General features: G+C 39.1%; 20 protein-coding genes and 5 pseudogenes. 7 read left to right on the forward strand and 18 right to left on the reverse strand.

Annotated features, from left to right (window positions below; genetic code table 11):
* Positions 1-69: 69 nt before the first annotated feature.
* The 4 genes from BTN49_RS20665 to BTN49_RS20670 form a co-directional block, all read right to left on the reverse strand.
* Positions 70-177, reverse strand: coding sequence for a LysM peptidoglycan-binding domain-containing protein (locus BTN49_RS20665; protein WP_394336651.1), 108 nt, complete (start codon positions 175-177; stop codon positions 70-72).
* A gap of 3 nt (positions 178-180) precedes the next feature.
* Positions 181-1,797: an N-acetylmuramoyl-L-alanine amidase gene (locus BTN49_RS06330; protein ID WP_394336652.1), complete on the reverse strand. Its 1,617-nt coding sequence runs from the start codon at positions 1,795-1,797 to the stop codon at positions 181-183.
* A 4-nt stretch (positions 1,798-1,801) separates the two neighbouring features.
* Positions 1,802-2,269 (reverse strand): tRNA (adenosine(37)-N6)-threonylcarbamoyltransferase complex ATPase subunit type 1 TsaE, encoded by a 468-nt coding sequence (gene tsaE / locus BTN49_RS06335; protein ID WP_097356484.1) that lies wholly within the window; start codon positions 2,267-2,269, stop codon positions 1,802-1,804.
* Between the two features lie 502 nt (positions 2,270-2,771).
* Entirely contained in the window at positions 2,772-2,960 is a 189-nt protein-coding gene (locus BTN49_RS20670) for a transposase (protein WP_097356485.1), read from the reverse strand.
* A 1,643-nt stretch (positions 2,961-4,603) separates the two neighbouring features.
* Between BTN49_RS20670 and BTN49_RS20675 the strand changes: the two genes are divergently transcribed.
* Entirely contained in the window at positions 4,604-4,762 is a 159-nt protein-coding gene (locus BTN49_RS20675) for an IS1 family transposase (protein WP_097356486.1), read from the forward strand.
* 236 nt (positions 4,763-4,998) lie between these two features.
* Here BTN49_RS20675 and BTN49_RS22155 read toward each other — a convergent pair.
* The 3 genes and pseudogenes from BTN49_RS22155 to rsgA all read right to left on the reverse strand — a co-directional run bounded on the left by BTN49_RS22155 (position 4,999) and on the right by rsgA (position 8,003).
* Positions 4,999-5,759, reverse strand: a pseudogene (locus tag BTN49_RS22155) (transposase).
* A gap of 200 nt (positions 5,760-5,959) precedes the next feature.
* Positions 5,960-6,835: an archaetidylserine decarboxylase gene (gene asd / locus BTN49_RS06355; RefSeq protein ID WP_097356487.1), complete on the reverse strand. Its 876-nt coding sequence runs from the start codon at positions 6,833-6,835 to the stop codon at positions 5,960-5,962.
* Between the two features lie 115 nt (positions 6,836-6,950).
* Positions 6,951-8,003, reverse strand: coding sequence for a small ribosomal subunit biogenesis GTPase RsgA (rsgA, locus tag BTN49_RS06360; RefSeq protein ID WP_097356488.1), 1,053 nt, complete (start codon positions 8,001-8,003; stop codon positions 6,951-6,953).
* Between the two features lie 78 nt (positions 8,004-8,081).
* Here rsgA and orn point away from each other — a divergent pair, with 78 nt between their 5' ends.
* Positions 8,082-8,627 (forward strand): oligoribonuclease, encoded by a 546-nt coding sequence (orn, locus tag BTN49_RS06365; protein WP_097356489.1) that lies wholly within the window; start codon positions 8,082-8,084, stop codon positions 8,625-8,627.
* A 169-nt stretch (positions 8,628-8,796) separates the two neighbouring features.
* Positions 8,797-9,679: pseudogene (locus BTN49_RS22160) on the forward strand (IS982 family transposase).
* 2,658 nt (positions 9,680-12,337) lie between these two features.
* Here the strand turns inward: BTN49_RS22160 and ssb are convergent.
* Complete coding sequence (gene ssb / locus BTN49_RS06375; RefSeq protein WP_097356490.1) at positions 12,338-12,862, reverse strand: single-stranded DNA-binding protein; 525 nt, start codon at positions 12,860-12,862, stop codon at positions 12,338-12,340.
* A 194-nt stretch (positions 12,863-13,056) separates the two neighbouring features.
* Between ssb and BTN49_RS17710 the strand changes: the two are divergent.
* A pseudogene (locus BTN49_RS17710) lies at positions 13,057-13,351 on the forward strand (transposase); the annotation flags it as partial.
* 55 nt (positions 13,352-13,406) lie between these two features.
* Here BTN49_RS17710 and BTN49_RS15550 read toward each other — a convergent pair.
* Positions 13,407-13,568, reverse strand: a pseudogene (locus BTN49_RS15550) (IS5/IS1182 family transposase); the annotation flags it as partial.
* 205 nt (positions 13,569-13,773) lie between these two features.
* Positions 13,774-13,848, reverse strand: coding sequence for a helix-turn-helix domain-containing protein (locus BTN49_RS20685; RefSeq protein WP_223823777.1), 75 nt, complete (start codon positions 13,846-13,848; stop codon positions 13,774-13,776).
* Between the two features lie 441 nt (positions 13,849-14,289).
* On the opposite strand from BTN49_RS20685, the gene BTN49_RS06385 reads away from it, so the two are divergent.
* The 3 genes from BTN49_RS06385 to BTN49_RS20690 all read left to right on the forward strand — a co-directional run bounded on the left by BTN49_RS06385 (position 14,290) and on the right by BTN49_RS20690 (position 17,199).
* Positions 14,290-15,603 (forward strand): adenylosuccinate synthase, encoded by a 1,314-nt coding sequence (locus tag BTN49_RS06385; protein ID WP_097356492.1) that lies wholly within the window; start codon positions 14,290-14,292, stop codon positions 15,601-15,603.
* A 159-nt stretch (positions 15,604-15,762) separates the two neighbouring features.
* Positions 15,763-16,383 (forward strand): flagellar protein MotX, encoded by a 621-nt coding sequence (gene motX / locus BTN49_RS06390; protein WP_097356493.1) that lies wholly within the window; start codon positions 15,763-15,765, stop codon positions 16,381-16,383.
* A 558-nt stretch (positions 16,384-16,941) separates the two neighbouring features.
* Positions 16,942-17,199, forward strand: a complete 258-nt coding sequence (locus tag BTN49_RS20690; RefSeq protein ID WP_150140541.1) for a DUF6444 domain-containing protein — start codon at positions 16,942-16,944, stop codon at positions 17,197-17,199.
* 399 nt (positions 17,200-17,598) lie between these two features.
* On the opposite strand, the gene BTN49_RS19100 is transcribed toward BTN49_RS20690, so the two are convergent.
* The 8 genes and pseudogenes from BTN49_RS19100 to hldE all read right to left on the reverse strand — a co-directional run bounded on the left by BTN49_RS19100 (position 17,599) and on the right by hldE (position 22,907).
* The gene (locus BTN49_RS19100; protein ID WP_263363561.1) at positions 17,599-17,730 is read right to left on the reverse strand and encodes a hypothetical protein; all 132 of its coding nucleotides are present in this window, start codon (positions 17,728-17,730) and stop codon (positions 17,599-17,601) included.
* An 82-nt stretch (positions 17,731-17,812) separates the two neighbouring features.
* The gene (locus BTN49_RS17715) at positions 17,813-18,106 is read right to left on the reverse strand and encodes a hypothetical protein (RefSeq protein ID WP_097356494.1); all 294 of its coding nucleotides are present in this window, start codon (positions 18,104-18,106) and stop codon (positions 17,813-17,815) included.
* A gap of 257 nt (positions 18,107-18,363) precedes the next feature.
* Positions 18,364-18,738 carry a hypothetical protein gene (locus BTN49_RS17720; protein ID WP_223823774.1) on the reverse strand — a complete coding sequence of 125 codons (375 nt, stop codon included), beginning with the start codon at positions 18,736-18,738 and terminating at the stop codon, positions 18,364-18,366.
* A 569-nt stretch (positions 18,739-19,307) separates the two neighbouring features.
* Positions 19,308-19,508, reverse strand: coding sequence for a type I restriction endonuclease (locus BTN49_RS17725; protein ID WP_241896459.1), 201 nt, complete (start codon positions 19,506-19,508; stop codon positions 19,308-19,310).
* A gap of 234 nt (positions 19,509-19,742) precedes the next feature.
* Positions 19,743-19,892: a hypothetical protein gene (locus BTN49_RS17730; RefSeq protein WP_223823773.1), complete on the reverse strand. Its 150-nt coding sequence runs from the start codon at positions 19,890-19,892 to the stop codon at positions 19,743-19,745.
* 3 nt (positions 19,893-19,895) lie between these two features.
* Positions 19,896-20,114, reverse strand: coding sequence for a hypothetical protein (locus BTN49_RS06405; RefSeq protein ID WP_097356495.1), 219 nt, complete (start codon positions 20,112-20,114; stop codon positions 19,896-19,898).
* Between the two features lie 583 nt (positions 20,115-20,697).
* Positions 20,698-20,952, reverse strand: a pseudogene (locus BTN49_RS17735) (FRG domain-containing protein); the annotation flags it as partial.
* 524 nt (positions 20,953-21,476) lie between these two features.
* Positions 21,477-22,907 carry a bifunctional D-glycero-beta-D-manno-heptose-7-phosphate kinase/D-glycero-beta-D-manno-heptose 1-phosphate adenylyltransferase HldE gene (gene hldE, locus BTN49_RS06415; protein WP_097356496.1) on the reverse strand — a complete coding sequence of 477 codons (1,431 nt, stop codon included), beginning with the start codon at positions 22,905-22,907 and terminating at the stop codon, positions 21,477-21,479.
* Positions 22,908-22,982 lie beyond the last annotated feature (75 nt).

Raw genomic sequence — 22,982 nt, forward strand, 5'->3', positions numbered from 1 at the left:
TTAAAAAGATATTTAACATCAATGTTAGTCACAACTATTACCTTGAAAAATTACTATTTTACACGAAGGTCAGTCTATTGAATACATAACCCAACTCCTAGGGATAATCAATGTTTGACCTACCGACAATTCATCAGATTGCAATTTATTGGCATTACGAATGCCATCAATCGACACACCTTAATTGCTGGTAATTTTACTTAGGTATTCACCATTTTCAACCTTGATGCTCGTGTCTTTAGGTTTTTTACACACAATTTTGAGTTTCTGACCAACCCATAATATATCCTTTTTAAGTTTATTTATGCTGCGAATTCCGCTGACGGTCACACCATAGTTCGTTGCAATTTTACCCAAATACTCACCACGCGCCACAGTATGCATGTACGTCCAAGTGGTAATGGGATCAATTGACGATGTTGATTCCCTCACAGCGATGGTTGATGCAGGCACAAATTCCTTAGCATTCATATCTGGCACCGTCAGTACCTGACCAATTTTAAGGATATTAGACTTTAGACCATTAGTCGCCTTGATGCCAGAAACGGAACTACCATATTTTTTTGCAATCACAGACAGTGACTGACCAAGCGTCACTTTGTGCCTAATACCATTTTTCAGCGCAGACATCAAGGTACCATCGGGTGGAAATTCATTAAAATACGCCAAAATACCTTTAAATACGGCATTCGCGATTTTTTGCTGATGACTAGAGTTCAACAACAAGATTTCTTCTTGTGGGTTGGTGATGAAGCCGGCTTCCACCAGCAATGACGGAATATCTGGAGATTTCAACACAGCTAGACTAGCATGTCCTGGGCTGGTTTTGTGGAGATTTGTCACTCTGCCAATTTCTTTAAGTACGCGAAGAGCAACCTCATAGCCCTCTTTTTGTGAATTACTAAACTGTAAATCAAGCACTGCACGACTTAGATATTTATCTTCATTATCATTGAGTAGTGCACCTCCTCCCAATAAATTGGATTGCTCTTCGTGTCTTTCAATCCAACGTCCTATTTCACTGTTAGCGCGACTGACAGAAAGCACCCACACAGATGCCCCTCTCGGTTGGGGTTTATCAAATCCATCTGCATGCACTGACACCAGCAAATGAGCACCCTGATTTCGAGCGATCTCTGAACGTTTATTCAGATCCACAAAATAATCACCGTGGCGAGTCAAGACTGCTTTCATACCAATAATGGCATTGATTTTGGCCGCTAACCTACGAGAGATTGATAATGTCACATGCTTCTCATATTTCCGACCTAGCCCCACCGCTCCCGGATCATTTCCGCCGTGACCCGGGTCAATAGCAATAACAATATCTTCAGTGCCAAATGGTAATGCTCCTTTCGTTTCTGTAACGTCCACTTTCTTTTGCACAGCCACCGTTTTTTGCAGTTTATGCGGTAAATTAACAACAAGTCTATGACCATATTCACCACTAGGATTGAGAATAAAAATACGTGGATAACTGCTGTCTTTTAGCTCAAATACCAGTCTACAAGATTCTTCTTTCGAGGGGTTACTCTTACGAATAAGGTTTAAAACCTTACTGTTTTGTATACCTATAGGCAGTTTAGTATTCAGTGAGGTACCATACAAATCAACAACAAGGCGATGAGGTTTCGTCAGCATAAAATAGGTGAAGTTTGGCATGTCTGCCATATCTATTACTACCCGAGTCTCTTCAGGAGATGGCCAAACCCGTATATTTTCAAGTATATTTGCCGATGTAGAAACAATCATTCCTAGCCAACACAGTAGCCCTATAGGCACTCCTAGCCACTGCATCCCGTTAATTCCACACTAGCTTATCAACCAAAGTTCTGCCAGAAAGAGTATTTATTTTAACCTTCAGCCTACGCCGTTTACCGTTATCTTTCAATATGATATCCAAATCAGGCTCAGGCAAAAAACCTACACCCCTGTTCGACCATTCGACGAGACACAATGCATTTTGTGTAAAGTAGTCACGTATACCCATGAATTCAAGTTCTTCAGGATCGGTAAGACGATACAGGTCAAAATGATATACCTGCCAGGCTGATAACTGATAAGGTTCAACCAAGGTATATGTCGGACTTTTTACTCTACCTTTATAACCGAGGGATTGAATAAACCCACGAGCAAAAGTGGTTTTCCCTATGCCAAGATCGCCGTGTAGGTAAATAGTGGTTTGTACTGTACACGCAAGTGCAATAGCAGCACCAAAGGATAAAGTTGATAGCTCATCAAAAAGCTCCGTGTTAAAAATATCCGTCATATGAACCACCTATTTGTTGTCTGGGAGTCCATTTTCTCGCAGATCGCTGTTAATTCTACATTCTTTCCCCGTAACGGAAATAAGACACTGATAATTACGCCAGTTTGTACATCTCATCCCTGCATTACCCATACTAATTACAGTCATGTAAATGCCATCATGACATGTGAACCCTAACTTTGAAACACCACCATATCAGTTTTGTATCTATGATTAATGATAGATAAAGAGAAAAGCTATTCAGCTGGATCGCCATGACACCTCCCATAATAATTTGACCACTTTACCGAGAGGTACACAGTACTCAATGGCCATAGCGACTACGGTATTGCGACTGCAGATTCAGTACAACGTAATTAACCTCAGTTCTGGTATAAGCACGGCTTTTTCAAGCGGAGTAATTTTAAAACTAGGCTTTTTTATTGGAACGTATAAGCAATGAATACAGTAATCAGGCTGATTATAAATCTTCCCCCACTTAGATGCCGAGAATTCTCTATAATTAGGATATATTTTTTAGTTGATTAAAGACGGTCTTGATGATCAATTGTTTTCTAAACATCAGACGATCCCAAAACTTAATTACCTTTGATTTCATATTCTTCCGTGTATTTGCGATGAAACTAATCCCTTTTTTCGTGAGTATCTTTAAGGAAACTAGATATATACCTATTATCTCACATAGGGTGATCTCTAGAGATCATCGGTCATATTAGACACGGATTTGCTGTCATTAATATTGGCTATTGTTACCTTTACCAACATGATACCGCGTTGGTCTTTGATGAAAAGATATAATAATCGACATGACTTCACTGATTGAAAGGCGAGAAGATTTATTTCTTCTTTTAATACCTAAATCAGGTATTTTTCCAAAAAAGAAAGGGGAACCTGACAAAAATAGTCAATACCGATAAAACAACGTCTAACTTATTCATGTTAAAATCCTTTTTTAACTTAATTCTTTGACTTACACGATTAGAATTGTAATTTTGGTATTTAATTGATTTATTATGCGCAGATCAGGTTAATTAATAACCTTGGATATACCCAAAGAACTTAAAGATGCAGGTTTCAATGATCTTAACCGATATCACGAACAAAGCATCTATTTATAGGTGTAATGAGATCCATTTAGAATGGAATAATACCGAGCAGAGCATCAGTAAATATACCTCACTTGGGTGTATTTGTATTGATGTGCACATTCCGTTGTTGACTTTTCGTGAAATGAGATACTCATTACCATGCGTGTTTTTCTCGAACTGAACGCACTGATGACCTTTAAAATCAAATATTTACAAGTTTTTGAAGTATATCAGGTACACTATCAAACAACTAACGAACCGTCATGCATTTAATAGATTATTTTTCGTGCAAGAAATCTATTTCTGCATGGTAATCATTATAGCTATCGTTGATAGTACATGTCGTTTTTTCCAGAACACAAGAACGCTCAACAAGCATAGTCTTGTCCGTTGTGGAGACCAACGCTATCGTTTCCCCTGAATTTAGGTAATAACTTCCGACACTTATGATCTAACGTAGAAGGAGAAGCCAACTACCGAAAGTCGTACGCTATTTTCTCCAAGAAGACAGGCAGTACTGCAATGAATTATAAACAGGTAGCCACGAAAATAAAATACCAATAGCTCAAAAATCTTTCGGTCATAAATTGATGAGTAAACATATCTTATAGATATGTCGACAACAATTTGTTAATTAGAATTTTTATACAATTTTAAGCAATAATGATACTAGTGTTATCATCACGATATTAGAATACAAAACTTTTTATTTAATTTAAGAACAACATCTAAATCGGCAGTTAATGTCACCGCAGCGATAATTGATTTACTGATACCATGCAAAAATCATATCCTTACGATTACGACAGATAATGGTCAGGAGTTTACTCCTCATGAAAAAACAGCAAAAACTTTGGATGTTGAAATTTACTTTGCCCTTGTTACCCTTCATGGTGACAAGGGATGAATGAAAATAGATCTTTGAGACAATACGTAAAGAAAGGGATAAACTTTAAAAGGATCACGGATGAAGAAATTAACTAAGCTCAATCAAGGAACAATCATCATCCTAAGGAATATTTAGAGTTTACGCAACCTGCCGTTTTTTAAAGAGATGGCATTATCAGTTTCCTTAAAAAAATATCGCACTTCAGACTTGAATTCAGGCTCTTCCGTTGGTAATAAAATGATTAGCGCTGGCTCTCGTAGGCTTGTGAGCCTCGATTGAAGAGAATAATTCCTCACGCATTCGGTTGTCGTAGAAGAAAGAAACTCAATTTACTTTTCAATCGATTATCCATATTCAATGTTACATTTTGATGCACAGACAGTTTCAATGTGTAAAATATACTTCCCGATAAGTAAACACATTGTCGGCAAGCTCTATAAAAAACGCATTGATAGAGAACACTTGACCCGCCGTACACGCTTTAAACAACTCAACCGAAAAACGATTGGATACTAAAAGTCTAAGGAGATGCACGATAAAGTAATCGGTACATTCATGGAATGTAAGTATTACCCTTATATCAATGTGATATAACTTCACATACAATTGGTGTGGTTTCCCAACTATATAAACTAATCGCAATTCCTACGATCAGATCATCATGGAGTTAAGTGGGAGGTGATGATGAGCAATGGAACGGGAACGGGAAAAGCCAAGCACAAGATTAGCCGCTGGAAACGATATAAGTAACCTCAGATCTGCATAAACGCTTGCTTATCAAGCCGAGTTATCTTGATATTCGGCTTCTTTAGTTGAAATGAATACGCGATGAACCCTGCCAGCAAGTTGCCTATAAAACTAATATAACTACGGTGCCGAGAATACTTGATTTGGGATATGTTTTTTAGTTAGTCAAAAACGGTTTCAATAATAAATCGTTTCCGGAGCATCAGGCGATCCCAAAGTTCGCTAGCCATTTCCGGCACAGTCTTCCTATCATCCACGTTAGACGTCGTCTCTTTGACTGAGATAATGCCACTTTGGTCATTGATAATAAGGTGTGATTAAAAGCCGTGGAACCAGCCCAACGTTCCTTTTCTTCGCTTCACGGTACCTTTAAAGAACTAATGTCTGAGAATGCGTAGGTTGTGATAAATCTGTAGCTTAGATGAATCAACAAAAGCAATTCCTATCGGCCTTGCCTGACGATGTGTGAGGTAAGAGCAAAGCGAACCAGAACACCTTGTGTGAGATTGAGCATTCGCGTGTAGCTGATTAATTCAGGAAATTCGTTGGTGAGGTAACGGCAAACAAAGTGGATGTAATAGGTTTGTAAGTCTCGATACCCCGATTGATGGAAAGTTATCACTATCGTCATCACTTCGCTAACGTAGAGGCGAAAAGGCTTCTTTCCTTGTTTGACACCGGAAGAAATTAGGTGTTTTTCCCATTCATGGAGGAAAGTTTGGTAGAAGTCATCGATATTGACGAAAACGATGTCTGAATTATTCATGCCCAAGTCCTTATGCAATCAATAGTTTTTTTAAACGATCAGATCTCGACTTGGGCATTTAGTTCATTTCTTATGCGTAGCTCAGGTTAAATAACGTCTAGATTTAAATCTGTTTACTCTCAAAAAGAGGCAATAATACCCTTTCCCTGCTAGATTTAGGATTCACTTTTGTGTGGGTACATTTTACATTGATCTGTCTCTTATCCAGATACAGTCATACATTGACGTGCATACTCTTCACCTAGGCGAGTTGAGTTGCCTAGTACAATGTTATCATTAAATTGTACTGCGCCTTTCGGAAATAAGTTGATCACAGTTGAACCTAATTTAAAACGACCCATTTCTTCACCTTTATTCAATATAATTGCGTGTTTACCTGTCAGAGGATAATTCCATCGATGAATACTTTGACCTGTAGGTGGCGTAATGGTACCTGCCCACGTAGTTTCTATGCTACCAACGATAGTAGCACCCACCAGAACTTGGGCTAGGGAACCGAATGAGGTATTAAAAATACAGACTACACGTTCATTGCGAGCGAATAAGTTAGGTATATTTTCAGTTGTCAGTGGATTAACAGAAAAGAGATCACCTGGTATATAAATCATCTGACGAAGTGTGCCATCACATGGCATGTGTACTCGGTGATAATCACTAGGTGATAGGTACATCGTGATAAAATCACCATCAGTGAACTCTTCCGTCAGAGAAGAGTCACCCCCGAGTAATTCACAAACATCAAAGGTACAGCCTTTAGCTTGGATCAAACAGCCTCTCTCAATAGAACCTGCTTGACTGATACAAGCATCAGCGGGGTAACTTATAATATCAACTTGAGTATTCAGAGGACGAGCACCTTCTTTGAGTTCACGAACAAAGAAATCATTAAATGTTAGGTAGCTCGCAGGGTCTGGATTATTTGCCTCACTCATTTCGACCTTGTAGTGGTGTACAAACCACTTGATCATTGCGGTGGTCAGAAAGCCGGCTTTCGCAGAAGCGAATTTCCCGATAAAGCGCGTAAGAAAGTGTTTCGGCATACAATATTGCAGTCCAATTTTTAGATTCTTAAACACGATGATTTCCCTAAATAGTAGATTGTTTTAGAAAACCTTGAAGGCCATCTTTAAAACATCTGTATAGTTTAAAAGTTAACGCGCCTCTATCCAGAGGGACGTTATGGAGTATGGATCAGTTCACTTTGTTTCTTGAAAATTGTCGATTTGCCTTCATTTCAGATATGCTTTCGATGATTTTGTGATAGCTCAAATAGCGAGTCTTGCTAATTTTCCCTTTTTCGACGGCAGCACGGATAATACAACCTAGATCACTGCCATGTTTACAGTCTCGGAACTTGCAACCACCAATGTAATCATGAAACTCGATAAATCCCTGAGTCACTTGGTCTGGTTCTAAGTGCCATAGGCCAAATTCACGCACACCTGGGCTATCAATCAAATCACCACCATTAGGGAAGTGATACAGTCTTATCGTAGTGGTCGTATGTTGACCAAGCCCTGAGTTTTCCGAAACTTCACTCGTTGCTATATGTACGTCAGGTAGCAGTGTATTGACCAAGCTAGACTTACCTACACCTGATTGCCCAACGAAAATGCTGGTGACCTCTGACAGACGTTGTTCTAACTCGATTATACCTTCACCAGATCTTTGACTAACCATTAGCACATCGTAGCCGATATCTCTATAGATTGAGAGGGTATTCGTTACTAACTTAAGGCTTCTCACGTCTAGCAAGTCAACCTTATTGACTACGATAAGCAGTTTAAAATCAACCTGTTCTGTTGCAATTAAGTAACGGTCTATAATACTAGTAGACAATTTTGGTAATATCGCAGAAACAATCACTACTTGATCGATGTTAGCCGCGACTGGTTTTACACCGTTGTAATAATTAGGACGGCTAAGTACTGAGCGTCGCTCGTAAACGGCTTCAACCACGCCGACGATACCTTGCAGTGTTTTTGTACTTGGGCGCCAAACTACAACATCACCGGTCACTAGACTTTTGATTGAACGATGAATTTTGCAAGTGTAAATCAAGCCAGTTTGAATATCTTCAATATCGGCATGTTGCCCAAAGCGGGTAATGACGACTCCCTCATGGGGAGTCGGCAACAGGGATGCCTCCCACTGGATATCCTTTTGCTGACGGTCGATACCTTTTTTTTTATTTATCCGTATGCTGTATAATTGGCTTCTTGAGAGTTTCTTCTTTTTTGCCACGAGAATGTCACTAGTTTAGTTGGTTTTCCTGTCAGGGTAAGTATGATACATGGTTTATTTGTATAATAGGTAAATTGGATGTCTTTCAGCGATAAGAATTTAATCTGGATTGATCTAGAAATGACAGGACTTAATCCTCAAGTCAATAAAATCATTGAGATCGCTACGATCGTTACTGATGGTGAACTTAATGTAATAGCAGAAGGACCCGTTTTTGCTATTTTTCAGAGAGACGACGAGTTGATAAAGATGGACGAATGGTGTAGCAACACGCACACACGGAATGGATTGGTGGACAGAGTGAAAGCTAGTACTATCTCTGAACAACAAGCCGTCAAAGAAACCCTTCTATTCTTACAACAGTGGGTGCCCGCTGGTATATCACCTATTTGTGGTAATAGCGTAGGGCAAGATCGTCGTTTTTTGTATTTGCAAATGCCTGAATTAGAGAGTTTCTTCCATTATCGCACTATTGATGTTAGTACTATTAAAGAATTAGTATGTCGTTGGCAACCAGACATCCTAAAAGGATTCCATAAACAAGCTACCCATCTTGCGTTAAATGACATTCGCGAATCAATCGAGGAACTGCGATTTTATCGCAACACAATCTTCAGAATATAATTCTGAAAGTAGTCGATGCCACTAAAAATATTTTTTAATATGAGGAGATTTAAGTCCTTATTAAGGACAAACATAAAAAGTCAATGCAACACAAGCTTAAGAAATGAGCTAAATGCCAAAGTCACGATCTGACCGTTTAAAAAAACTATTGCTGCATAATGACTTGGGCATAAATAACTTAAACGCTGTTTTCATCGATGTCGACGACTTCTACCAAACTTTCCTCCATGAATGGGAAAAATACCTAATTTCTTTCGGTATCAAACAAAGAAACAAGCTTTCTCACCTCTACGTTAGCGAAGTGATGACGATAGTGATAGCTTTCCATCAATCGGGGTATCGAGACTTCCAAACCTATTATATCCCCTTTGTTTGCCGTTACCTCACCAACGAATTTCCTGAATTAATCAGCTACACGCAAATACTCAAGCTCACACAAGGTGTTCTAGTTCCGCTTTGCTCTTACCTCACTCATCGTCAGGCAAGGCCGATAGGAATTGCCTTTGTTGATTTATCTAAGCTACAGGTTTATCACAACCTACGCATTCTCAGACATTAGTTCTTTAAAGGTACCGTGAAGCGAAGAAAAGGAACGTTGGGCTGGTTCCACGGCTTTTAATCACACCTTATTATCAATGACCAAAGTGGCATTATCTCAGTCAAAGTGACGACGTCTAACCTAGATGATAGAAAGATTGTGTCGGAAATGGCTGACGAGCTTTGGGGGTATTTATACGGAGATAAAGGTTAGATCTCTGGCCCATTGGAGTGGGAACTTATAGACAAGAGAGTGACACCGATAACGGGTCTAAAAAAACAGGAAATCAAAAGTGATGAAACTTTAGAACCGCCTGATGCTCCGGAAACTATTTATTATTAAAACTGTTTTTAACCAACTAAAAAACATATCCCAAATTGAGCATTCTCGACACCGTCGTTATATCAGTTTTATGGTCAACTTGCTGGCAGGACTCATCGCGTATTCATTTCAACTAAAGAAGCCGAACATCAAAATGTCTCAGCTTGATAAACAAGCGCTTATGCAGATCTGAGGTTGACTAAGGTTAAAGTCACGAACTAAAATCTCAAGGGTCGTTCCAAATTTCTTACAATTTATTCTCGGGCAGCACCAATACTTCGCTAAATATATTATATAAGTTGGATGCAGTATACAGAAAATCTGGGATGCATTCAAAGGGTTGTGTTATGTGAAATACTTACTTTTGCATTGTTACCATTATAGCTCCCGTATTCAGTCATGCTCACAAACCTTCTAAGGTGATATATACACACACAGATTGTCAAGTAGGGATCAAAGAGTGAATTATTGAACTTTCTATAAAAAAATTCGGATAGAAACAACTCCTCTAGAGTGCGCTATGTAAGCCTTCATGCCATGATCCGAGTTTTAAAAAACTTACATCCCTCTGTGTGTCAAGATTCCATCTTGATACACAGGAAATAGTGCTTATTTGCAAAGTAGATGAGCAATTGTCTTTCGTGGGTAACAAGAATAACCAGTGCTTACTTTTGTATACTTGGAGGGGTGTTATTAATTAAATGTGTACGATCTCTATTCCCGAGAATAAACACTTTGTTAACAAGCTTTATACGCAACAAATTTAGAGGGAGAATTTGACCTAACGTACACGTTTGGAACAATTCAATTCGACAACCATTAGATACCAAAAGATCAGAGCATCTATTCAATAAGTTGAATGGTTCGTTAGTATGACTTGCAACCCAGTTGTCGACTACTACAGGTATCATGTGTACTAAAAGTATTTGTAACCAAGAACAAATCCGTTTCCTAGACGGAAGATCCCTTGAACACATTACCAGAAATAAACAGGAATGCACGACAAAGCACTCGATACATGCATTAAACGTGAAAATTACCTTTAAATTATAATCAAGCTATTGAATCGTTGACTAATAAATTCGTTATCAGTCATGAGGTGAAACATAAGTTATGTAAAAAATCTAGAACACTTTATTTTGGAGTATCCACTCGACTTTCGCGGGAGTTTTGTATTTTAACACTATCTCAGTATACTTTCTCAACAGAGTTATCCACATTGTAATTCTTGTGGGTAAAGTCGTTGATGAATATATTCAATAATGAGATTTCCCCCTGAAGAGGGATTGGATTACAATCACAGTGCAATATCCGTTAAAATTAATAAAATTATATAACTTTATGTTTTTACATGTATATGGAATTATAAATCTAAGATTTTGGATATATTAAACCTTACTTCTTCACTATTAGCAAAGGTCGAATGAGAATATTCACAGAGTGTGTTTAACTTTATCAAGGTGTATAGGGTGATTGTATACTGAATGGCTTTTCCACACTGTGCAGCAGAATGGAAGCTATGTCTTATTTTTGATTCTTAACTGAGTTGATAAGTGTTATGACTATCAATAATTTGGCATACTACCAGTGTTACTTATAGTAATCTTTATTCTGTATAATGACAACTGATGACCTTAGATAGATACGGGTAGTAGATCAATATATATTTTTTCATGGGGGCGAGCTGTTATTCTCTCGCTCAATCAAAGTAATCGTCAAGTCGAGTAGAAGCACTCTCCTCGACTACTAAATAGTCAATGATTTCTCCGTCATACAGTGACGTTTCCCATTGCGACAGACAAGTTGCGTTGCCATTTTTACTGGCCGAGACTTTTATCTCCTTTAAAAGTCTAACTTCATCCCATTTGATGAAGTACTTTAAGCGTCTATAGAACCTAGTTATCGACTATTTATGGCATAGGACGCTCTGAAGCAACGTAAAATAGATAAAAGATCGCAAACAAGATTTTTCAGATGAACCCAGATAAGTCTGTGGCAAACTGCACCTGACGCATAATGATTTATCTGGCTAACATATATTAATGAAGGTTATTTCTTCTTTCAGAATTTCTAAAAAACCAACACGGATCATACCTTCGTCACAGTTTTTGCTATTCGATACGCTTCAAGGTCATGTATTCAATGTATTTTTCTTTGGAAATGTACCTGTTCTTACATGATAATCATCATAGCTACTGTTGACGTTAAATGTCGTTTTACCAGCACACAAAAACAGTTATAGAGCATAGTATCGCCTATGGCAGATACTAACCTATCGTTGCTAAAGTTTATAGCTTAAATATACAACACTCGCTTGTCAGGCGGTGATAAAATAACATATTGTTGGAAAGCTTCATACGCAAAGCATTGCGAGGAAAAATTTAATCCACCGTATACACTTAGAACAACTCAATCTGAAAACGATTCTTAGTGTCAAATCATTTTCCTTACTATATCCAAATAAAAACACCCCAACGACCTAGAAATACTTGATTTCAGAGATCATCAGTGCGGGCAGTTCTGAGAAAAGTTTCATAGGAATCGTCAGTCCATTTCACGTGGATTTAACGACGGAATGGGAGTACAGAGACCCTAAATGAGAGCCAACTTGCTAACCCCATGCTCGATGTTATCCATTTTTGATAGAACTCACTACACCTACAAATGCTATGCCTTAATCATGACATAAGTAAAGCTCCCTGACACCTTCATTTTTAAGTTTTTTCTATAATCACCCTAAAGAATTACAAAAACTCCAACCATCACTGGATGACGGTTTTCTCAATATATTAAATATGTTGGAATCTATATTCCAACATTACAACACCATGTCTATAATTTCGGGTAATACTCAAAATGGGATATCGTCATCAAAGTCAGGAAGTTCATTGTACTGCTGCTGAGGTTGAGACTGCTGAGGTGGAGCTTGTTCCTGTGCAGTCTGTTGTTGAGATAAAGGCTGTTGAAGTTTACTCCAGTTACTTTGCTGCTCATTTTGGTTTTGTTGCGTTGGCTTACTTTGCCCCATACCACTAGAACGACTGTCTAGCATATGCATTTCATTAACAATTATCTCAGTAGTATAGCGGTCTTGACCATCCTGAGCCTGCCACTTACGTGTTTGCAAACGGCCTTCCAGATACACTTTTGATCCTTTCTTCAGATATTCTCCTGCGATTTCAGCCAAACGACGATACATCACCACGCGATGCCACTCTGTCATTTCTTTATTCTCGCCAGTGCCCTTGTCACGCCACGTTTCAGAGGTCGCAATAGTCAGATTTGCAACTGCACCTCCATTTGGAAGATAGCGAACATCAGGGTCATTGCCCAAGTTACCAATCAACATCACTTTGTTTACACCACGACTGGCCATATTACGTTCCCCCAACTGTTTGGTTACATTATCAAATGCGCAAGTTCCACTTGATGGATGATAACAGAATACAGATAAATCTTCATATTACTTTACTCCTCATGTATTACACACCTAGAGAGGCGTCATTTCCCAGATATTTGAACTAATCTCAATTTATAAAACCAAATTATCAGAGCGTTAAGCGGGAGAGGATGAAGGGAAAGGGAAAGGGAAAGCACAAGATCAGCAACTGGAGACAATATAATCAAGCATTAGTAAACCGTGATTCAATCACTTTTTCGATAGACACCACTGCTATTAAGGTATAATGCTATTAAGGTATGATATTGTTCAAAGCATCACGGGCATCGTGGCCGTGTATTCATATTTTCCGATACCATTATTAAAACGGAACTGATGGTAAAAGGTATTTTCAAGCTCCCCATCCGTGGATTAGAAGGCTTTCTCAATTCGTTTTTTACGTTAATGATTGTCCCGCTGAAATCGGCATTATTAATTAAATAAGGATTATAACGTACTTATCCCAATCTTTTTTACAGTCTTAATTTGTCTGCTTTGTCTGCTGGCGAACAGGCATACCGAGTATTATAACTTTGTTCATTACTTTCACACTTGCCAGCACTTCACCAACTTGAGTATTGTAACTACGAAGAGTGAGTTTAGGATTGCCCGACTGTTTATAGCGAAATAACGCCAGTACAGACTACTTTCACTGAGCACCATATCGTGCTTGAAAGCCAGTTTCTGGTGGCGTGTATATGCTGAAACATTCATGAATGAATGTCTTGTTTTTCTCCGGAAATATGCTAAAGATTGACACGTTCGTGGTGTTGAAACTGGTTTCTTTGGCCTGTGTTGATACAAGTTGATGACAGTACACGCCGTAAAATTGTCTGGAATATACTGCGTTATTCCCAGCTGATAGTTGAGTGAGTATAGCCAAGTGTTTTAGCAATCTGGCTAAAGGAATCACCCTCAGTCAATCGGTGTTTAATTATAAAACCGATTTTTATTATTTAACTGTTTATGGGTACGCACATCTCTACATCAAAAGAGGATACGGAGAGTATACTTCAATCTGGTTGACTCTCTCCTAGGTTGTACATCTCACCTGACTGAGGGAGAACGTGATTGCAACTCATACTGATGAACTATTCAACTTATTGGATAAATGACCGTTTCTTTTTGCGTGATGTTCATCCCTCCAAAATAGTAAAACAGGGTGAGGGGCAGAAACTTATTATCAGATGTAGCGTCGTTTAGAGTGGAGGTATTTATCTGTTTAATGTGTCCATTGAAGTAAATAAAATAGAAATATCTTATATCAATCTGGCAATCAGCTTCTTAGTAACAATTAGAAAATGACTGCATCGTATAAATGAAGGTGCTAGAATTCTCCCTCAATCATCAATTGACTGGACAAAATGAGTAATAATGTAGTCGTTATCGGCACCCAATGGGGTGACGAAGGTAAGGGAAAAATCGTAGATTTTCTAACTGAAAACGCTGATTACGTGGTTCGCTACCAAGGTGGTCACAATGCAGGTCACACTCTCGTAATCGATGGTGAAAAAACCGTTCTTCATTTGATTCCTTCTGGAATTTTGCGCAACAATGTTAAGTGTACCATTGGTAATGGTGTTGTAATCTCCCCCTGCGCACTGATGAAAGAAATTAATATACTAGAAGAGCGTGGCTTCCCAGTTCGTGGACGTTTGTTCCTATCAGAAGCTTGTCCGTTAATTCTTCCCTATCACATAGCACTAGATATTGCTCGTGAGGCTGCACGTGGTACGAAAGCTATTGGAACCACAGGTCGTGGTATCGGACCTGCGTATGAAGACAAAGTAGCGCGGCGCGGACTTCGTGTTGGAGATTTATTTGACAAAGAGACATTTTCTGAGAAACTTAAAGATGTGATGACCTACCACAACTTCCAACTAGAACATTATTATCAAGTTGAATCAGTAAGCTACGAGGAAACACTAACACAGATCTTAGAGCAAGCCGATGTACTGACCAGTATGGTTATAGACGTCACTCAAGAACTTGATAATGCGCGTAAGCGTGGTGACAAGATCATGTTCGAAGGTGCACAAGGTACGCTACTAGACATCGACCACGGTACTTATCCATATGTAACTTCTTCTAACACTACTGCGGGTGGGGTTGCTGTAGGCTCTGGTTTTGGTCCTCGTCACATCGGTTACATCCTAGGTATTGCGAAAGCATACTGTACACGCGTGGGTGCAGGCCCATTCCCAACTGAGCTTCATGACAACATCGGTGAGTACCTCTGCATGAATGGTTATGAGTTTGGTGCAACGACGGGTCGTAAGCGGCGTTGTGGTTGGTTTGACGCAGTTGCAATGCGGCGTGCTGTTCAAATCAACTCTATCTCAGGTTTATGCCTGACTAAAATAGATGTCATGGACGGTTTGAAAGAAGTCAAGATCTGTACTGGTTATCAACTGCTTGATGGTACGGTATTAAACGTCTCTCCAATGGCTGCTGACTCATACAAAAACATCATACCAATCTACGAAACCATTCCAAGTTGGAAGGAAAATACCTTCGGTATGAAATCCCTCGAGGAATTGCCACAAGCAGCGTTAGACTACATCAAACGTATCGAGGAATTGATTGGTGTACCAATTGATATCATTTCAACTGGCCCTGATCGCAACGAAACCATCATTAAAGATCATCCTTTCTCATCTTCATCAGCATCAAGCTGAAAAATCAATGATTGAGGCTTTTTTCCTTTTAGTTCCTATATTGAATAGGAGAACGAAAAAATGTTCACAGTGAAGATCAAGTTAAGCAACAAGTTGCCGATGCAAAGTAGGCAAGCTAATTCGTATTAGAGTCACAACACTTTCTTTAAGTGGGAATACATGAAACTGCAATCGCTGTTTATATTTATCATGTTAACTAGTTCAGCTACCAAAGCATACATTGGCTCTGCATTACCTGTGTATTCAGAATCTCAATTACTCCACTTGTTCGAAAGCAATACTCACTTACAGAAAGTAAAAAAAGATGAATGTCAATTGCTACAAGATATTGAAGCGCGTGCTATTCGTGTTGAATTGCCAGCATACCAATTCCTTTATGGAGATATGTTAGCTTGGGGCGTTTGCGTGGGTCGTGATGTAGAACAAGGTATCTTTTACATGCAGCTTGCTGCACAGCAAGGTCTTCCTGTGGCACTCGAACAACTTGGACGTTATTATTCGCAAGGCACGTTGGTACAACAAGACAAAGAACGAGCCATACCATACCTGCGCGAAGCGGCGTCATTAGGTAATACGCGGGCAATATTGCAATTAGCGGAACTACTGGTAGCAGATTATGGTAGCCCGCTTGATTATGAAGATGCATATCGTTGGCTTTATCATACCATTACACCTGATACAACAACTCACCAAAAAGTTGCCTTTTTACGAGAAGTACTTGAAGAAAAAATGCCGTATCACGTGATAGCTAGAGCAAAGCGACAGGATAGATACTGGTAGCGTTAGTTTCTATACTTTAGGCACAATAATAGCGAAGGTTTATTGAGTCTCACCTATCGAGGACGTGTTTTTAGTAAGTTGGTTTCAGTATAGAAAATAATTTTCTCAGAGTTATAAATTCTGTGATGACACATCGTACCTGAGGTAGTAAACAACGGAGTTGCAAGTCATATTAACGAACCACTCAATTTATTAAATACATAACGAAAAAAACAGACAATTTGTCTAATGCCCACGAATACGTCAATTGAAACACACACTAATTTCATTCGAATTATCAGGGATAAGTAATCAAAGAACATTCATGTTCCGACCTAAGTCAGGATTCCAATATATTGATTAGTGGGAAAACTTGTCTTTGACATAAACGCCTATTATGTTATCATGCACTTTTTAGATTTAGCGTAAGCAACACAGAATCAATATTTTTACTGGCATTAAGCTACTTTCTAACTCATAACTGTTCACCAGTCCCCCATTGAAAAGCAATAAGTGATAATCATCTCCCGATCGACAATTTCATATTGAGTAAGCTTCTCAGCTTGCCAAACTAGCTTCATGAAAAATAAGTATTTTGAAAAGGGAACCACAACGGTGAAACAAGTTAGCTCAGAGCAAGCCAACGCACTCATCCGTGAACTATGGAACAAGCTTCATGAGTACGAAGATAGGTTGTCTGCTAGTGTACGGAACTCATCACGCTCTCCGTCGTCAAACTACCCAGCAGCAAGGGACGAGAGCAAAAAGATCAACACCATTTCATCTGAAATCAGATGGGCACTTAGCCTCGCTATGAGGGACTCAAAAGACCAGTAAGCGACCAAAAAAAACCGATTCCATCGTGTGTTGTCAGCTAGATACCTGATACAACCAATGCGGTGGAAATGTTGTTCCGAATACGAAATCTACCCATCGTCATCAAGTATTTGAGTTACCCAAGTCATCGTTAAATATTACTAAATATTAGTTATTCTAGGGTAGGTGCCAGTACTATAACCATACCGTCCGAGCCAATTTGCCAGATGAAGCCCAAGGACGAGTCAGTAATATGTTAACACCGTTACATCAGGCGCATCATCACCATGTAAAACAATCTGTTGTTATTTATATAGATGAAATAACACACAAAGGAAGTGGGGCTTTCACTATGTTTAAAAGTTTGTCTTGGTTTGCTTGTTTACTGTTATAGGCATTTACAAACCCTTTTACTTAAAATCATTGGTAAATCCCAACCTTACCTAGCTTTTTCATTAGATCATAAATGATGTTTGGATCTGATACACCAGCCAGTTCAGCGGTGTGGAAGTAAACCTTAAACTCTACCAAAATCTCTTCTGGATCATTCACAAAATCGAGTACAAAGATCTTGTATTTGCCTTTACAAGTTCAGTTTAGGCTGGTTAAATCCTGTCTAGAACTTGTTAGCAACTCACATCACCTGATAATCCACAGTATCAAAAGTATCAAAGGCTTTACGCATATCACGACCACGAAGATTAAGGTTCATATTGTTTACAGTGAATGATTGATCAGGGAAATCTGGATTATTCACTTCGCCAGAAAATGCCATCATCGCATGGACGTTATTATAACCTTTGTCCTGAACGTATTTTTCAAAGGCTAGTTTGTAGCGAACCGCTTCTAAACGGCTACGGGTAACGACCCTTGCCTTTACTTTATCGGCGAATAAGTATTTCACTTTTGCGTTGAAGTGTTCAGACAATGATTTCTACTTTTTGAGCAATATTATATTGGTATAAACGAACCAATTCCGCCATTTTTGAAGCGGCTTTTTTACTGTCAACTTCGTGATCTGAGGCTGGGTTGTCGTATGCTAATTGGTAAGCGACTCAATAACTGATGTAATTTTATAATACATCCAGAATAAACCCTTCTTCAATCACTTGGCGCATTAAGTAAACGTGGAACGGCAAGGGTTTATTGGTGTCGCTTGCTGGCTCATCAGCCTCAGATCTTCGACTAAATAATTCTAGTGTTTTCCGCTTTCGTTGTTTCGGTAAACGCAAAATAACTAATATTGTTTGAGCATTTACGAGCTTCTAGCAACAAACGAAGTGTATCTTCACTATCTAGCTTTTCATTCCCGTCTAACTGCTCTGCCATTAGCACTTCACGTAATTTACGTGCGGTTGTTCCTGTTTGGCTTGAATGGGCTTCATCAGCAATAACCGCAAAACTTCGACCTGAAAGAGTGGAGTCTTTACGGATAGCTTTTAAAATATGTGGGAATATTTGAATGGTCACGATAATGATAGAGGTGCTTGCTTTTAACCCTCCAGCTAATTGGCTGGATTTAGAGCCTTGTGCCTCTTCACGGTTAACACGAGCAATCATTCCTTCGTTATGATCAAACTGGTAAATAGTATCTTATGGCTGACTATTTAGTACCGTTCTGTCAATAATGACGATTACAAAATCAAATATCTTATCACCAGAGGTTGTATTTAGTTCTGGATGGTCGGTGTAGTAATTCTTTGAAGCAAGCTGGTGAGATAACCAAGCAATCGAGTTTTATGTACCAGAACAAGCACTGTGCTGGATAAGATATTTATGCCCTGTGCCTTCACTATCGACCGTATTGAGTAATTTAAAAACGACTGCCCATTGGTGATAACGAGGAAATATCATCGTTTCTTTTAGCTTAATAGAACCATCTAACCGTTCAACATCCTTTACCTCAAGATGAATGTAGCGACTTAAGATCAGAAGTAGGTTGTCTTTTTGGAAAATCTCATTCCAAAGGTATGACGTTACATAGCTGTCATCGCTTGGAATACCGTTGCCCTTACCACCTTCCTCTGTGCCTTAGTCAAACGGCAAGAATGAACGTCTTTTTACCATCTAAAGAAGTGGTCATTGCAACATTGTATTGACTCACGGCAAAGTGAACCAATGCACCACGCTTAAAAGGTTAGTAATGGCTCTGGCTTTTTCGTTTTAGGATCTTTTGGCTGCCTGTATTTCATATACTGAACTTTGGCATTATCAATCGACTGTTTAAACTTAGATTTAAGCTCATAGGTAGCGACAGGAATACCATTAACAAAAAAGGTTAAATCTAAACGGCCGTCATCACCATTTAGCGAGTAAACCCGCTCAGGCACAACACGTAGAATGTTTTTCTCATAACGTACTGTTGTTAGGTTTAAGTCGTGATCAGGGTTAAAGCTGCATAGGTCAAACTTAGCACCACGATCTCTAATTTGATTGCGTAATACCCATAACGTGCCATCTCTTTTTAATTCTTTCTCTAATAACTTGAGAAGTGCATCAGCAGTAACCCTAGGGTTACACTCTGTCTCTGGGAAGTGCTCCGCTAATTTATCCCACTGTTCAGGTTACGTTGCCTTAGCAAAGGCAATTACATCTTCAGGGTAAAGTACCAATTGTTTGTTCAATTTATTCGACTCACCTAGCAACCAACCGTGAGACTGAATTTTGTCAAGGATGTCGTTTTGAAATGTTTTTTCTTGTGCTGCGTCTAACATTGACTAATCCTTTAGATACTCGGCAGTATAAGATTTAATGTGTTGAGCAACTTCATTAATTTCTGGAAACAACGTGGCTTTTGATACCTCCAGCCCTTCAAGGGCTGGAATGATTTCGTCCTTTTTATCGGATTTCCCCTTTAATACATAGCCTCTATCTTCGATCTCGTAGAAGAATGTTGTTGTTTTTCCATCTTTACCTTCGTGCTGTACACTACTCAAATCTACTTTTTTATATAACTTGTTTACTTCGTTGGATGGCAGGTGCTTTTTGTTCCTTTTACCTATTAATTTCCTCCCAGAAACTATATGTGGTGGAGCTTAAGCATGTCCATTTCTCTAATACATTTAGTACGATTTAACACGAACAAAGACACTATTTTCGTCTAACTTTTCTAAGTTGCCTGTGCGACAGTGAAGCGTCGAGGATATCTCTATAATGTTGATTATTAAAGACCCAGATGAATTTACGAAGAAAAACTCTATTTTCTATATATAATTTAGTTCATTAAATATCAATAAGTTGAGCTCTCTCTGAGAATATGGTTTTAATAGATTAAACCAAGAAATTGTGGTTGTTCTACCTAGCCCGTAGCTAGAAAAATCCTTGGTTAAGGGCTTTTATTTTATGCATACCAAAAGTTAAAAATGCGCCACTTTGCCGAATAATTCTTTAGTTATCTAGTTTTGCTCTAACAGACTGAATGGATATTAAGTACTCTGGTACGATGGCACTGTTAAAATATGGTTTCTCTGCGTAAATAAAGTGTAAGAGCTTACCAACTTGCTCCTGTTGTTTATCACTTCATTTATTATTTTCTATACGTGGGTATGAAAACTGAAAATCTATTTTTGCTAAGTTACGGATAGCAAGGATATTATCACTACCGTGAAACTTCATATCCTCATCTTTAACTTCATATATAATGACCTCACCATTAGAGCTATCTCTTCCTCTTCCTGAATGAGTGTTACTAGCAAAGTACAACGCAACCAATGGATTATTAGTAATATCCAGTAAGCGTGTAGGTAGACCGTAGTGTTGCATCTTTACAAGGTAATCAACCTCAGATCTGCATCAGCAAGCGCTGATGCAGATCTGAGGTTAGATATATACCCCTTATCTCACATAGAGTAATCTCCAGAGATTATCGGTCATATTAGGCAAGGGTTTTTTATCATTAATATTGCTTTTTATTACCTTCTACCAACATGATATCGCTTTAGTCTTTGATGAAAAGATATAATACTCAACATGACTTCACTGATTGAAAGGCTACACTCGAATACTCAAGTTCATGGAAGATGTTTTGGTTCCACTTTTTTCTTATCTGACTTATAGTCAAGCAAGTCTTACTGGCATTGCCCTAAGCAACCTACGGGTTTATTACCCTCTACGGTCTCCGTATTATCAACTGCTTGATAACATAGATAACCTTTCAATAGAAATATGCTTAGGGCTCATATCATTTGCAATGATAATGGATGGAAAGAGAATTGATAGAAGGGCATTCAGCTTAAATTTAATCGGACAAATACCCACTCAAAATGGTAACTATAAGATTCAGTCTGATCTCACACATATTATGTGTAGCGCCTAAGAATCAAATTGATAATCTCTGTGGTTGAGCAAGCTTCTTCGAAGTTCAGCACATGCACGTCACCACCAGCAGCACGAACTTCTTCACCACCGGCAATATCTTCAGGTTTGTAATCACCACCTTTCACCAGCAGATTTGGCAACACTTTGCTGATCAAACGTTGCGGAGTTTCCTCGTTAAAAGGGACAACCCAATCTACAGCTCTCAAACCCGCCAATACTGCCATACGACGATCAGTCGGGTTAACTGGACGATTAGACCCTTTAACTATTTTAACCGACTCATCCGTGTTTACAGCTACAATCAGGTAATCACCCAATTTTGCTGCTTCATTCAGATATGCCACGTGACCCGCATGCAAAATATCGAAGCATCCATTAGTCATAACAACGATCTCACGGCGAGCTTTAGCCACCTGAACCTCAGCAATCAACTGTGCTTCACACACCACGCCGAAACCTGATTGATGACTACCATGAACCGCTTCTGTCAGTTCAATAGTAGACAAAGTTGACGTACCCAGTTTTCCTACAACTACACCAGCGGCAGCATTTGCTAGCGCACACGCATCTTCAATCTGTTTTCCTGCCGCCAATGATGCAGCTATTACCGAAATGACGGTATCTCCAGCGCCTGTTACATCATAAACTTCTTTTGCCAATGTTGGTAGGTTCAACGGTTCGTACCCTTCACGCAACAAGGTCATACCATTTTCACTGCGGGTAATCAACATCGCCCCGAACTTAAACTTTCGGATCAACGCAAGACCTTTTTCTACCACATCTTCTTCGCTCAAACAGACACCAACAACGGTTTCAAACTCGCTCATGTTTGGTGTCAACAACGATGCACTACGATAGCACGCAAAATCTGTACCTTTAGGATCTACGAGCGTTGGTACGCCAGCTTTAAGCGCTAACTGGATCATTGACTGAACATTTTCCAAAGCACCCTTAGCATAATCTGATAAAACCATCACTTTGGTATGAGGCAATGACGCCTCAATATGCTCAAGCAAAGGTGCCACATCTACATTGTGGAAATCTTCTTCAAAATCAAGGCGAATGAGTTGTTGATTACGGCTCATCACACGAAGTTTGGTGATGGTAGTGTAATTTTCTACGCGAACAAAATGACACTCAACTTCAGACGAACTCAGAGTATCATTTAACACATTAGCGTGTTCATCTTGACCTACTAGACCAATCAATCTCGCTTTACCGCCTAACGCCGCAACATTCATTGCCACGTTAGCTGCCCCACCTGGACGCTCTTCTGTCTGATTGATTTTCACTACAGGCACAGGCGCCTCCGGCGAAATACGTCCTGTTAGACCATACCAGTAACGATCAAGTATTACGTCACCAACAATCAGTACATCCGCTCGCTGGTAGTCAGGCAAGGTCAGTTTCATTGTTTTCTCCATGGGACAAAAGGAACGTGTGCGATATTACCACAATACCTAAAAAGCAGAGGATACTTAAGATTC

The organism is Candidatus Enterovibrio escicola (assembly GCF_002464935.1).
Classification (GTDB): Bacteria; Pseudomonadota; Gammaproteobacteria; order Enterobacterales; family Vibrionaceae; genus Enterovibrio; species Enterovibrio escicola.

Bases quoted from the DNA above. Each gene is read 5' to 3' on its own strand.
- BTN49_RS06330 (WP_394336652.1), bottom strand. From the start codon at position 1,797: ATGCAGTGGCTAGGAGTGCCTATAGGGCTACTGTGTTGGCTAGGAATG.
- tsaE (WP_097356484.1), bottom strand. From the start codon at position 2,269: ATGACGGATATTTTTAACACGGAGCTTTTTGATGAGCTATCAACTTTA.
- BTN49_RS20675 (WP_097356486.1), top strand. From the start codon at position 4,604: ATGTTACATTTTGATGCACAGACAGTTTCAATGTGTAAAATATACTTC.
- orn (WP_097356489.1), top strand. From the start codon at position 8,082: ATGTCTTTCAGCGATAAGAATTTAATCTGGATTGATCTAGAAATGACA.
- ssb (WP_097356490.1), bottom strand. From the start codon at position 12,862: ATGGCCAGTCGTGGTGTAAACAAAGTGATGTTGATTGGTAACTTGGGC.
- BTN49_RS06385 (WP_097356492.1), top strand. From the start codon at position 14,290: ATGAGTAATAATGTAGTCGTTATCGGCACCCAATGGGGTGACGAAGGT.
- motX (WP_097356493.1), top strand. From the start codon at position 15,763: ATGAAACTGCAATCGCTGTTTATATTTATCATGTTAACTAGTTCAGCT.
- BTN49_RS20690 (WP_150140541.1), top strand. From the start codon at position 16,942: ATGAAAAATAAGTATTTTGAAAAGGGAACCACAACGGTGAAACAAGTT.
- BTN49_RS17720 (WP_223823774.1), bottom strand. From the start codon at position 18,738: ATGATTGCTCGTGTTAACCGTGAAGAGGCACAAGGCTCTAAATCCAGC.
- BTN49_RS17730 (WP_223823773.1), bottom strand. From the start codon at position 19,892: ATGTTAGACGCAGCACAAGAAAAAACATTTCAAAACGACATCCTTGAC.
- hldE (WP_097356496.1), bottom strand. From the start codon at position 22,907: ATGAAACTGACCTTGCCTGACTACCAGCGAGCGGATGTACTGATTGTT.